This is a genomic window from Hydrogenophaga sp. IBVHS1, assembly GCF_002127265.1.
Classification (GTDB): Bacteria; Pseudomonadota; Gammaproteobacteria; order Burkholderiales; family Burkholderiaceae_C; genus Hydrogenophaga.
Window position 1 is genome coordinate 1,358,433 of the sequence record NZ_NFUU01000001.1, and the last position, 13,102, is coordinate 1,371,534.

Annotated in this window: 10 protein-coding genes; 1 reads left to right on the forward strand and 9 read right to left on the reverse strand. The window is 66.1% G+C overall.

Annotation, left to right across the window (positions count from 1 at the left end; genetic code table 11):
* Positions 1-61 precede the first annotated feature (61 nt).
* On the forward strand, positions 62-2,704 hold the full coding sequence (locus tag CAP37_RS06565) for a cation-translocating P-type ATPase (protein ID WP_086123438.1): 2,643 nt from the start codon (positions 62-64) through the stop codon (positions 2,702-2,704).
* Here CAP37_RS06565 and CAP37_RS06570 read toward each other — a convergent pair.
* The 9 genes from CAP37_RS06570 to argF all read right to left on the reverse strand — a co-directional run bounded on the left by CAP37_RS06570 (position 2,696) and on the right by argF (position 13,060).
* Positions 2,696-3,679 (reverse strand): FAD:protein FMN transferase, encoded by a 984-nt coding sequence (locus tag CAP37_RS06570; RefSeq protein WP_086123439.1) that lies wholly within the window; start codon positions 3,677-3,679, stop codon positions 2,696-2,698. The genes CAP37_RS06565 and CAP37_RS06570 overlap by 9 nt on opposite strands.
* Complete coding sequence (locus CAP37_RS06575) at positions 3,660-5,867, reverse strand: PepSY domain-containing protein (RefSeq protein WP_086123440.1); 2,208 nt, start codon at positions 5,865-5,867, stop codon at positions 3,660-3,662. Before CAP37_RS06575 ends, CAP37_RS06570 begins: the two co-directional genes overlap by 20 nt.
* 17 nt (positions 5,868-5,884) lie before the next feature.
* The gene (locus tag CAP37_RS06580; RefSeq protein ID WP_086123441.1) at positions 5,885-6,361 is read right to left on the reverse strand and encodes a DUF2271 domain-containing protein; all 477 of its coding nucleotides are present in this window, start codon (positions 6,359-6,361) and stop codon (positions 5,885-5,887) included.
* A 25-nt stretch (positions 6,362-6,386) separates the two neighbouring features.
* A complete protein-coding gene (locus CAP37_RS06585) occupies positions 6,387-6,710 on the reverse strand; it encodes a PepSY domain-containing protein (RefSeq protein ID WP_086123442.1) in 324 nt (107 codons plus the stop codon).
* A gap of 176 nt (positions 6,711-6,886) precedes the next feature.
* Entirely contained in the window at positions 6,887-7,708 is an 822-nt protein-coding gene (locus CAP37_RS06590) for a universal stress protein (RefSeq protein ID WP_086123443.1), read from the reverse strand.
* A gap of 92 nt (positions 7,709-7,800) precedes the next feature.
* A complete protein-coding gene (locus CAP37_RS06595; RefSeq protein WP_086123444.1) occupies positions 7,801-8,175 on the reverse strand; it encodes a hypothetical protein in 375 nt (124 codons plus the stop codon).
* A 135-nt stretch (positions 8,176-8,310) separates the two neighbouring features.
* Complete coding sequence (locus tag CAP37_RS06600) at positions 8,311-11,124, reverse strand: cation-translocating P-type ATPase (RefSeq protein WP_086123445.1); 2,814 nt, start codon at positions 11,122-11,124, stop codon at positions 8,311-8,313.
* Positions 11,125-11,136: 12 nt separating this feature from the next.
* Positions 11,137-12,057 carry a carbamate kinase gene (gene arcC / locus CAP37_RS06605; RefSeq protein ID WP_086123446.1) on the reverse strand — a complete coding sequence of 307 codons (921 nt, stop codon included), beginning with the start codon at positions 12,055-12,057 and terminating at the stop codon, positions 11,137-11,139.
* Between the two features lies 1 nt (position 12,058).
* Entirely contained in the window at positions 12,059-13,060 is a 1,002-nt protein-coding gene (argF, locus tag CAP37_RS06610) for an ornithine carbamoyltransferase (protein WP_086123447.1), read from the reverse strand.
* Between the last annotated feature and the right edge of the window lie 42 nt (positions 13,061-13,102).

The window sequence follows — 13,102 nt, forward strand, 5'->3', positions numbered from 1 at the left end:
GGAACAGCGCAGGTGCACGTAAGCTTGTGGCCAAGGAGGTGGCCGGCGATCCGGCCCTGACATGACTGCGACCCAAGCTGATCTGGACGAACCCGGCGCGGCGTCCCCCATTGAGACGTCCGCCGATGCGGCCATCCTTGAATCGGGTCTTACCACCAACCTGGCTGCGCAGCGCCTGAGGGAAGATGGCCCCAACGCGCTGCCCGGTGGACAGCGCCGCTCCCTGCTGTCCATCGCTTTGGGAACCGTGCGGGAGCCGATGTTCCTTTTGCTGCTCGCGGCAGGCACCCTGTACCTCGCCTTCGGGGACCTGCAGGAGGGGCTGACGCTCTTCGGGTTCGTGGCGGTCACCGTGGGGCTCACGCTGTACCAGGAGGGTAAGACCGAGCGGGCCATCGAAGCGTTGCGTGACCTCACGAGCCCGCGCGCGCTGGTCATTCGCGACGGACAGCCTCAGCGAATTGCCGGGCGCGACGTGGTTCGCGGCGACCTGCTCAAGCTGAGCGAAGGCGACCGTATTGCGGCCGATGCGCTGCTGGTTTCTGCTGACGGCGTAAGGGCGGATGAATCACTGCTGACGGGTGAGGCTGTTCCGGTGGGGAAGCGGGTGGCCAAGGCCGATGAACGGGCTGCATCGGGTGAGGCGTCCGGAGCCACGCGCCAGGCACCGGGCGGTGACGATCTACCTTGGGTGTACGCGGGCACGCTGATCGTGCAGGGCACCGCGCTGGCCTGCGTGACCGCCACCGGCCAGCGCAGCGAGATCGGCCGCATTGGTACCTCGCTGAGCACCGTGGAGAACGAGCGTTCGCCGCTGCAAAAGCAGACTGCTCGGCTGGTGCGCAACCTCGCCTTGCTGGCGCTGACGCTCAGCCTGCTGCTGATCCTGACGCACGGGTTGATCGGGGGCGACTGGCTGCAAGCCCTGCTGGCAGGCATTGCCCTGGCCATGGCCTTGTTGCCAGAGGAGTACCCGGTGGTGCTGACGGTGTTTCCCGCGCTCGGCGCACGCAGGCTGTCCCGGGAAGGTGTGCTCACCCGGCGCATCAACGCCATCGAAACGCTGGGCGCCACCACCGTGCTCTGCAGCGACAAGACGGGCACGCTGACGGAGAACCGCATGACGGTGACGAACCTGGTCACCGGTGGTGTCGAACTGAGCGAAAGCCTCGCGCTGGATGCACGAACCGAAGACCGGTTGCCCGAGGCCTTCCACGCGCTGGTGGAGCACGCGATCCTGGCCAGCGTGATCGACCCGTTCGACCCGATGGAAAAGGCCTTCCATCAACTCGGTCAGCGCTTCCTCACGGACACCGAACACCTGCACCGAAACTGGCGTCTGGTGCGCACCTACGCGCTCAGCCCGGCGCTGCGGGCGATGTCGCACGTGTGGGCAGCGCCGGGTGATGGTGTCCAGACCGTCTCTGCCAAGGGTGCGCCGGAGGCGGTGATGGACCTGTGCCACCTCGACGATGCGCAGAGGGCCCATGTCGGTAGCGCGGTGGAGAAGCTGGCGGCCCAGGGGCTGCGCGTGCTGGCTGTGGCGAGTGGATCGTTTGAAGGCCAGGACTGGCCAACGGACGAGCACGGTTTCGATTTCGAGTTCATCGGGTTGCTCGGGCTGGCCGATCCGGTGCGCGCAGAAGTGCCCGCCGCCGTGGCCGAGTGCCGCGCCGCTGGCATTCGCGTGGTCATGATCACCGGCGACTATCCGGCCACGGCACGGGCCATCGCCCATCAGGCTGGGTTGGCCGGGCTCGACGGTGACGTGCTCACCGGCGACGAAATCGCCGGGCTGGACGATGGGGCACTGCGTGAACGCATGGCCACTGTCAGCGTTTGCGCACGCATCGCACCCGAGCAGAAGTTGCGCATCGTCCAGGCGCTGAAGGCGCCGGGCGATATCGTCGCGATGACGGGCGACGGCGTGAACGATGCCCCGGCGCTGCGCGCGGCGCACGTGGGTGTGGCCATGGGCAAGCGCGGCACCGACGTGGCCCGCGAGTCGGCTTCGCTGGTGCTGGTCGACGACAACTTCGCGGCCATCGTCGCGTCGGTTCGGCTGGGACGCAGGATCTTCGACAACCTGCGCAAGGCCATGTCGTACATCCTGGCGGTGCATGTTCCCATCGCCGGCATGGCGATGTTGCCGGTGCTGCTCGGTTGGCCGGCCTTGCTGTACCCGATGCACATTGCCTTGCTCGAGCTCATCATCGATCCGGCCTGCTCGGTGGCATTCGAGAACGAGCCGGCAGAAGACGATGTGATGCAGCGCCCGCCGCGCGATGCGACCGCCCCCCTGTTTGGCGGCACCACGCTGCTCCTGGCGCTGGTTCAGGGTGTGGGTGTGCTGGCTGTTGTCATGGCCTCGTTCGCATGGGCCAGTGCGCGCATCCCCGAACCCGAGGCGCGTGCCTTTGCGTTTGCCACCCTGGTCGTGGGCAACCTGGCACTGATCCTTTCCAACCGTTCGACCACCCGCTCGCTGTGGGCCACGCTGCGCACGCCGAACCGCACGCTGTGGGGAGTGCTGGGGTTGGCCAGCGCGCTGTTGCTGGCTGCGCTCTACGTTCCCTGGGCGGTGGAGGTGCTGCGCTTCGCGCCCCTGCCCATGCACGAGCTGGCCGCTGCCTGCGGTCTGGGTTTGCTGAGCGTGCTGTGGTTTGAAGGCATCAAGTGGGCCCGCAGACGGCCTTCAATTTGAGAGGGCGGCGGCCCTGCCAAACCGGCCCAGGCCCAGCTCCACCAGACCTCCTGCACGGCGCAGCAGGAACAACACATCCAGGCCCATGCGCTGTGCCATGGCCAGACCTTCGTCGGGGCCTGCCACCAGCAGAGCCGTGGCCCAGGCGTCTGCGTGCATGCAGGTGCGCGCCAGCACGGTGACCGACGCCACGGCGTTGTTCACTGGTGCACGGCGGCGCGCGTCCATGGTGTGGGCCAGGCGCGCATCGCCCACTTGCAAGCAGCGTCGGTAGTCGCCCGAGGTGGCCACGGCCAGGTCTTCCAGTTCGAGCACACCCTGTACCGCGCGCAACCCCGCTTCGGGGCGCTCGAGTGCCACGGCCCAGGGCGCACCGCTGGCCTGGCGACCTACGGCGCGAAGCTCGCCGTCCAGCGCGGCCAGTGCGTGCCGCACACCGTGTTGTTGCAGCACCGTGACCATGCGGTCCACCGCGTAGCCCTTGGCAATGCCGCACAGGTCAAGCTGCAACGGCATGCGTTTGCGGGCACGCCCCGAGGGCCTTTCCAGCTCGATGCTCCCGGGCACGGCGTGCGCTGCGGGTTGGCGCGCGGCGAGGATCGCTTTCGCGTCGGGTGTGTCGCGCACTGCGCCGAAGCCCCAGGCATCGACCAGTTCCCCAAGGCACGGATCGAATGAACCTGCACTCAGGCGCTGGATATCGAGCGCACAGGCCAGCACCTCCAGGATGTCAGCGGACAGATGCACCCAGGTGTCCACGGGCGCCCGGTTCAGGCGCATGAGGTCGCTGCCCATTTTCCAGGGCGACATCTGCTCGTCCACCTGCTCTGCCGCCGTGGCGAGGTCCTGGCGCAAGGCTTCCAGGTCCAAGGAGGTGTTGGCGTCGACCGTGGCGGACCAACGCGTGCCCATGGTCGGACCGTGCAGCGTGGTGCGCTGGCAGCTCAAGGCAGTTTCAGAAGACATCTTCGGCATAGCGCGCGCTGGCTTTGAGCTTTGCCACGCTCAGTTGCAGGGGCGCCAGCACCGCGTCCATCGCCTCGGCCACGCCCTGCGCCATGGCGCGGCCGCCGCAGACGCGCACGAGGGCGCCCCGCATCACCCATACGCGCAGGTTCTCGGCATCCCGGCGCAGGGCGTCCTGCACGTAGCCGCCGCCCTCGGGCACGCGAGAGAAGGCCGTGTGCAACGTCGCCAGGCGCCCTTCAACAAGCCAGCGCTGGATGTCGGGGCCGAAGTAGAAGTCGCGTGCCGGATCGCGCCCGCCAAAGTACAGGTGCATGGGGCTGTGCCGGTCGTTGCGGCGGATGAAGCCCGCCAGTGGCGCCACGCCAGTGCCCGCCCCGATCAACAGCACCGGCCGACGTGTTCGCGGCAATGCAAAGCCAGGGTTGGACCGGATGAAGGCGGTGATGCGGTCTCCCATCTTCAGGTTCAGCAAGTGCGTGGAGCACAGACCGCCCGCCATCTGACGCACGCAGATTTCCAGAAAGCCGTCTTTCTGGCCCGATGCCAGTGAGTAGTAACGCGGCACGGCCGATCCCGGCGGCACGACGCCCACGAGGTCGCCCGCCGCAAACCGCGCCAGGCCGTGCCCGCGCAGGCGTGCGCCCAGGCTCTGTGCAGGCCACGCAAAGCGCAGGACTGCCGTGGCCGGCCCCTCAGCACCGTTGTAATCCTGGCGCGCAATGAGCGTGAGTGCGGTGGTGGTAGGCACTCGCGGCACATGCTCCAGCACCAAGGGTTCGCCCAGCGCCTGCGCCAGGGCAACGCCCCAGCGCGCGAACTGTTGGCCGGACTGTTGGTGGATGCATTCGAGCGGCAGCAGCGAGAGCCAGCCCTGCTTGCGCAGCGTCTGGTCCAGCGCCTGCGCAAAGGCGCAGAAGGCCGGGAACTGCCGGTCGCCAAAGCCCAGCACCGTCACCGGCACGGCGTTGGCCTTGAGCTTGCCGATGTGCTCCAGGGTGTGGCTGGCATGGGCCGGGGCCTGGCCCTCGCCATAGGTGGCGACCAGCATGAACACCTGCCGCGTGGCGGCCGTGGTTTGGAAGTTCTCCAGCGCGCTGGTGTGCACGCGGTGGCCCACCTGGCTCAGCGCGTCTTGCAGCGTTTGGGCAAAGCCCCAGGTGCTGCCGCCTTCGCTGGCCACGAAGATGAGCACTCCGGCCTGTGCCAGCGGGGCGCTGCCCGTGACGTGCGGCGCCTGGCGGCGGGCCTGCCACCAGATCACCACGCCTGACAGCCAGAAAAGCAGCACGCTGGCACCCACGCACCCGAGCACCACGGCCCAGGGCCAGGCCGCTTCCCCCGTGTGCAGCACCACCGCCAGGTCGTAAGCGCGCTGCGCCACGGTGGCGTCCTGCCACACCAGCATCTGCCCCGAATACCGGTCGATCCAGCCTTGACCTTGGGCGGTGGCGACCTTCCATGTGTCCTCCGGGTCGGTGGTTCCGGGAAAATTCAGCTTGCGCAGATCCTTCACGGCCAGGTTTTGCAGCGTGACCAGCTGCGCACCAGGCAAGGCCGGCTGGCCGGAAACCACCGAGAGCACATCAGGTTCGGTTCGGGAATCGAGAACCACCAGCCCCAGTGTCGATGCGCTCATGGTCAGCGCCGTGAGCGACGTCAGGCACAAAACGGCGAGCACCACGCGACCCGTGACCACATGGATGCGTTGCGCCAGCGAGCCGCGCACCCGCGCCGCCAACCGCCGCCAGCCGCCCATTCGGCGCAGCAGCAGCACCAGGGCAGAAACGCACACCAGGGCCATGGCCAGCGCAATGCCCGCTGCACCCCAGCGCCCGGCGTCGCCCAACAGCAGCGAGCGGTGCAGGTTCTTCACCCAGCGCGGCAGCACCGAGGCTTGCCAGGCACCCAGCACCCGGCCATCGGCCGGGTCCACGTAAGTCGCCTGCGGCTGGTCACCCGCAAAGCTGAACACCACGATGGCGCCCGAGGGCAGGTGCCGAATTTCCTCTGCGCCGGCTATGGTGCGTGTGACGCGTTCCACCAGCGTGGCCACCGGCAGATCGCCCGGTGCGGCGGGTGCCTGCCACGCCTGCTGCACCGGATCGATTGCCAGTACGGCACCGGTGACGCCCAGCAGCACGGCCAGGCTGCCCACCGTCAGACCCAGCCAGCGGTGGATGGCTTTCCAGGTCACGCGAGACCTTTCACCCTTCACTTGAGCTCGAAGGTCGCGGACTGGATGTACTGCTTGCCGGTCTGTGGCTTGCCGACGTTGGCGGTGGACAGTGGTATGCGGACCTCCGAGGGGCTGTCGCGCATGTCTTCTGCCGCGGCGTCAATGCGGATCTCATAGCCTGCGTCGATCAGCGCATCGGCCAGATCGGCGGTGACCTTGAGTGTTCGCCCTGCGCCCACGCTGGCGCCGGTGACGCCGTCCAGCCGCTTGGTGTCACCGGCCGAGAGTCGGCTCCAGTCGGACAAGTGCTTGTGGTACTTGGCCTTGCCGCCAGCGACCCACAGCGTTCGCACATAGGCGCCCTTGGCATCGGTCAGGTACGCCGCCAGGTAGGCGCCGTCGCCGCCGTAGTTCTTGAGCTGGGCGGTCAGCGTGAGTGGACGGCTGTGTGCAAGAGCGGGGAGGGCGGTCGCACAAGCGGCTGTCAGAAGAGTCAAAAGGGGTCTGGACATGGTGATGCTCCGGTGGGGGTCGTGGTTATTCGGAATTGCGATCACGATCGCGATCGCGGTCTCGTTGGTGGTCGTCCTGCTTCAGCTTCAACACCTTCAGGGTTTCCGGGTCGATCCTGGCCTTGAAGGTGCGGCCCAGGGCATCTGTGCCCCGCACTTCGTAGCAGCCGTCATCGATCTTCAGCCGTTGTATCTGCCAGCCCTGAGCGGCAGCCATCTGCCGCACGGCATCGCGTGACTGCCAGCGACTCAGCGGCGCATCGCAGTCATCGTCGGCCAGCACGGGCAGCGCGGCCAGGCTGAGTGACAGCGCCAGCAAGCCATGGCGCAATAAGGGGAGGGGGTTCATGGAAAGCTCTTTCAAGTCGGGTCAGCGCGCGTCAGAAGAATCTGGGCGCTCACTCCGGATAAGCCAAGCGTGGTGTGACCACTGGAGCAGGTGCGTTGAAGCAGAGAGGGTTGCAGCGCTTTCTTCAGGGGGCACGTTCAAGACGTCAAGAACCAGTCGAACAAATGCTCTGCTGTTCAATGAACCATCAGCACGGGGAGCGTCATCGACCGCAGGATGGTGCGCGTGAAACCGCCCAGGACCCATTCGCGAGCCCGGCTGTGGCCATAGCAGCCCATGACGAGCAGGTCAGCACCCAGATCTGCCGCCCTCGACAGCACCTGGTCGCCGGCTTCGGCGTGCTCAGGGCCGCCGTCGTGGCAGATGACCGAGACGCCATGGGGTTGCAGGTACCGTTCGAGCGCTCGCAGGGAGGCGCCGGCCTCTTCACCGTAAGACAGCACATGGACTTTGCGGGCACGCTGCAGCCAGGGCAGTGCGGCCGTTACTGCGCGAGCCGATTCCCGCGTCTCCTTCCAGGCCACCAGCACCTGGCGGCCCACCGGAGGGATGGAGCCGGTGTGGGGCAGCACGAGCGCAGGTCGCCCGCTTTGCACCAGCGCCCCGGGCAAGAAATCCGCCGGCAGTTCCCCTGCGGCAGGATCGTCCGCATCGCGTTGGCCGAGGATCATCAGGTCGGCGTACAGCGCACGATGGGCAAAGCCCCACGGCCCCTCCACCAGGGGTTTGGCCCAGTGGAGGCGGCTGGAGCCTGCAGCCGCCTTCATGAAAGTTGCGTGCGCCTTCTGGAGGCACGCTTCGTCGAATTCCTGCATCAGTGCGATGGCTGAAGACGACCCTTCCAGTGCCATGGGGTGGCGTGCGATCGAACTCAGCATGCAGGGCTGTGCAATGACTTCGGCATTGAATTCGTCGGCCAGCTGGCGCGCCAGCCGGATGCGCTCCGTCGTGCGCGAAGAGCTGTCGACCTGGAGCAGGATGGATTGGGGAGAAGACATGAACACTCCTTCCAGCGCGGGAAGCTTGGAAAGCTCCAACTTACCCGGTGCAGAGCCCGGGCGCATTGCGCTGGATCAAGCAGCCGCGCGGTTCAGGGCCGAGGTGCCAGACCCTTTGCAGATTCCTGCTGCCGTTGCCGCGCCAGTGCCACCAATTGCGCGGATGTTCGATGGTCCACGGTTTCCCATCCGCTGATCCGGTCCGTCAAGGTCGGTCGATGCTTGTCGATGTAATGACGGAAGTCGGCCTGTGCGGTGTGACTGCCGGTCACCAGGATGGAATCCATACCCGCCACCGCGTCACACACTTTGGCGAAAAACTCGTGCTCGCTTCGAACCTCGCTGCGATGTTGAGCGGTTGGATGGGAGCTGGCCTCCAGGCGGCGTTCGCGCATGGTTTCTGGATCGAACTCGATGACCAGAGCTTTGTGGTGATCCAGCCAGATCACAGCATGGGTGAATGTCATGGGATTCCTCTGAAAACGGTAAGGGTGCAGCGCATGGATCAACAGCAGATCTGGTGCACGTCGACCACCTTACGGCACGAATCGTCGCGCGATCTTGATCCAGCGCAAAGTCGCAGCCCAGGCTCGCGCCTGGTGTCAGCCTGGCAAGCGTCCTGCGGTTAGGGCTGAGCGGCGAGTCCACCACTTTTGAAGCTCGCTCACCCAGAGAACCACGCTGGCGAGTGATGCACACAGCGCCCACTGGCCCGCCGAGAGCGGCGTTGTGCCGAAAGCCAGATTCAGCACGCTCCAGTGCACCACCACCCACTGCAGCGCAGCGCCCAGCGCCACGGCCGCCCAGAGCCAACCGTTGGAGAACGGGTCCACGAATGCGCTGAATGTGTCCGATCGCGAATTGAAAGCGTTGAAGAGTTGGGCCAGTACCAACACCGTGAATGCCGCCGTCCGGGCGGTCTCGATGCTGTGTTCGCCATGGATCCAGCCGCCCGGCAGAAAAATGTCCAGCGTAAGCAAGGTGACTGCGGCCATGGTCATGCCCGTCAGTCCCACGGTGAGCCACATTCGCTTGTCGATCACGCGTTCGTCAGGCCTGCGTGGCTTTCGGGTCATGACATCGCTCGCGCGTGGATCGACCCCCATCGCCAGGGCAGGGCCTGTGTCGGTGATCAGATTGATCCACAGAATCTGCGTGGCCAGCAGGGGGAGCACGGCCGCACCGGCGGCGTCCTGCAACCCGAGCGATCGTGCCAGGACGATGCCGAGGAACACGGTGAGCAGCTCGCCCATGTTGGACGAGAGCAGGTAGCGCAGGAACTTTCGGATGTTGTCCAGAATGCCACGCCCCTCGCGCACCGCAGCGACGATCGTGGCGAAGTTGTCATCGGCAAGAATCATCTTGCTGGCTTCCTTCGTCACCTCCGTTCCGGTCCCTCCCATGGCCACCCCGATGTCCGCTGACTTGAGTGCTGGCGCGTCGTTCACGCCATCGCCGGTCATGGCCACCACGTGTCCCTGTGCCTGCAGCGCGTCCACGATCCTCAGCTTGTGTGCCGGTGCCACACGGGCGAACACCGAGACCGATCGAACGGCGTTGGCCAATGCCGTGTCGTCCAGCTGATCGATGTCGGGGCCGGTGAGCGCTATGGCGCCCGCCTGGATGATGCCGAGGTCTTCGGCGATGCGGTCGGCGGTGCGGGGATGGTCCCCCGTGATCATGATGATGCGAATGCCAGCCGCCTGCGCCGCCTGGATGGCCGGTGCCACCTCGGTGCGCGGTGGATCCATGATGCCCACGGTGCCCAGGAACACCAGGTCATTTTCCAGAGCCTCGCCGGCGTGTGTGTCTTCGCCTTTCTCAAGGGTTCGATAGGCGACCGAAAGCGTGCGCAACGCAGCGTTGGACAGCTGTTCGACCTCCATCAGTACCCGGGCCCTCATCTCTGCCGTCAACGGCAGAACGTCCATGCCCACGCGCGCGCGGTTGCAGTGGTCGAGCAGCACGTCCGGAGCCCCCTTGCTGATCAACACATGTGCGTCGGCAAGTTCATGGTCGATCGCCACCACCGACATCATCTTTCGATCGGAGGTGAAGGGCACTTCGGCGATCCGCTCAAAGCGTTCGGCGCGCCGCTCGTGCGCGTCCAGCTTTCGCTCGGCCACCAGAAAAGCGGCCTCTGTGGGGTCGCCCTGAATTACCCAGTTTCCATCGGCATCTTTTCGCAGGCTGGCGTTGCCGGCAAGGCTGCCGCCACTCACCACCGCCACCACCTCGGCTCGCAGTGCACCAGGGCCCAGCGGTTGGTCCTGGTGGTACATGCCGCCTTCGGGCGAGTAGCCCACGCCGTCCGCGCGCGTGGTGCCAGAAGCGGTCACCACTTGCTGAATGGTCATCTCCGAGTGGGTCAATGTTCCCGTCTTGTCGGTGCAGATGACGGAGGCCGATCCCAGCGTCTCCACCGAAGACAGCTTCTTGACGATCGCGTTGTGGGCCGCCATGCGTTGCACGCCCAGGGCCAGCACCAGGGAAAGAATGGCCGGCAGTCCTTCGGGCACCGCTGCCACGGCGAGGGAAACCCCCAGCAACAAGACTGGGACGGCGTCGGTCCAGTTGCGAATGTCGGCGGTCCAGAGCACCGTCAGGATGACGATGGTGGCGATGACCATGACCCCCACTCCCAGAAGCCGTCCGATGTGGCGCACCTCCTTTTGCAAGGGCGTTGCTTCCTCAGGCGTGGTGGCGAGCAAGTGGGCAATCGAGCCCATTTCCGTTTGCATGCCGGTGGCCGTGACCAGTGCCCGGCCGTTGCCCTGGACCACCGCCGTTCCTTTGAACACCATGTTGTAGCGCTCGCCCAGCGACTGCTCGGTGGAGAGGTCACTGGCCTGCTTGAGAACGGCGTCGCTCTCACCGGTGAGTGATGCCTGCTGCACCAGCAAGGCGTGGGCGTCCAGCAATCGAGCGTCCGCACCCACCCGGTCACCCTCGGCGAGCAGCAGGATGTCGCCGACCACCAGATCCGTGCCGGGAACGCGAAGCACCGTGCCGTCTCGCAGGACGCCTGAGGTGGCGCCAGCCAGCTTGGCCAGCGCCGCGACCGCGCGCTGCGACCGGGTCACCTGCGTGAACCCCAGCACCGCGTTCAGCATCACGATGGACAGGATCACGATGCCGTCGACCGGCCAGCCATGGCCCTCCTCGGACCACCAGGCGAAGAATGTGACGGCCGCCGCCACGAGCAGGAGATAAACCAGTGGATCCCGAAACTGGTCCACAAAACCGCGCCACGCCGCAAGCGGCTGTGCGGCCACCAGCGCATTGGGTCCGAGTCGAGCAAGGCGTTCGTGGGCATCGACCGAGCCCAGCCCGTTGGTGCTGTCCGACGCCGTCAGGGTCAACAGGTTTTCGAGGGTCGATTGCGATGCCTGGGAGGAGGGAATACCGGCAGGCATGAAAGGCAGAGTTTATGGTGATGAAGCAGGTACCACCCGGGTGCCCGCCCGTCGCGCCAGGATGGAGGACGCGTCCTCGAGAGCGCCGATGCCGGCCAGGCCACCCATGCGCGTCACAAAATCGCAGGCCGCATGAACCTTGGGGCCCATGGAGCCCGCAGCGAAATTGAGCTTTGCGAGTTCGTCCGGCGTCACATCACCCAGTGCGCGCTTTTCTGGAGTGCCCCAGTCGGTGTACACCGCCGGCACGTCGGTCAGCATCAGGAAGGCATCGGCCTTCAGTTCGACGGCCAGCAAACCGCTGGCATGGTCCTTGTCGATGACGGCTTCGACGCCGATGCAGGTGCCATCAGGACGCATAACCACAGGGATGCCACCTCCGCCCGCGCAGATCACCGTGACCCCTTGAGCCACCAGCAGACGGATGACCTCGATTTCGAGAATGCGCACCGGGTGGGGCGATGCCACGACGCGGCGCCAGGCGTCACCGTCGCGCGCGATGGCCCATCCGCGCTGCCCGGCAAGCCGCCTCGCTTCGGCCTCGGCATACACCGGGCCCACGGGCTTGCTCGGTGACTGGAACGCGACGTCGCGAGGGTCCACCTCCACCTGGGTGAGCAGAGTGGCGAAACGCGCTGGGCCAGCGAAGGCGTTGTCCAGTTCCTGCTGCAAGACGTAGCCGATCATGCCCTCCGTCTCCGCCCCGAGCACGTCGAGCGGAAACGCGCCCTGGCCGGCCGCTTCGCCCTGCAGCGCCAGCATGCCTACCTGCGGCCCATTGCCGTGGGTGATGACCAGCAGGTGTCCTTCGGCCATGAGCAGCGCCAATGCCTGCGCAGCGCGCCGGATGTTGTCACGCTGCGTGGCGGCGCTCACCGGCTCGCCGCGCCGCAGGAGCGCATTGCCGCCCAGAGCCACGACGACGCGGCCCATGTCAGCCGCCCAGCGTGGCCACGAGAACGGCCTTGATCGTGTGCATGCGGTTCTCGGCCTGATCGAACACGATGGATGCCGGACTCTCGAACACCTCGTCGGTTACTTCCATGGCGGTGATGCCATGTAGCCTGGCGATCTGCGCGCCCACTTCAGTCTCCGTGTTGTGAAAAGCTGGCAGGCAATGCATGAATCGAACGCGGGGATTTCCGGTCAATTCCATCACCTGGGCATTGACCTGGTAGGGCAGCAGCAGACCGATGCGATCGGCCCACTTCGTTTCGGGCTCACCCATGGAGACCCAGACATCGGTGTAGAGGAAGTCGCAGCCCTTCACGCCGACGGCCACGTCTTCGGTCAGCAGGATGCGTGCGCCGCTCGCCCGCGCAAGTGCCGACGCTTCATCGACGATGGCTGGCTCAGGCCACAGCGAGGCCGGCCCGCACAGGCGCACGTCCATGCCCAGCTTGGCCGCGCCGATCAACAGCGAGTCCCCCATGTTGTTGCCGGTATCGCCCAGGAAGCAGAAGGCCATTTCCCGATAGGGCTTGTCGCAGTGTTCACGCATGGTGAGCAGGTCGGCCAGTACCTGCGTCGGATGAAACTGATCGGTGAGGCCGTTGTACACCGGCACGCCCGACCACCTGGCCAGCGTCTCCACCACCTCCTGGCCAAAGCCCCGGTATTCGATCGCGTCGTACACGCGGCCGAGCACCCGCGCCGTGTCCTTGATCGACTCCTTGTGCCCGATGTGACTCCCGGAAGGGCCCAGGTAGGTCACGGTGGCGCCCTGGTCGTGCGCGGCCACCTCGAAGCCCACCCGTGTGCGGGTGGAATCCTTCTCGAAGATCAGTGCAATTTCCTTGCCTTGTAAACGGGGTTGCTCCGTGCCGGTGTACTTGGCGGTCTTGAGGTCGGCGGCGAGCCTGAGCAAAAAGCCGATTTCATCTGCGGAGAAGTCGCGCAACTTAAGAAAGCTGCGCTGATGCAGGTTGAATGCCATGTGGAGTCCTGATTCGGTCGGTCGGTCGGTTGGTCGGTCGTG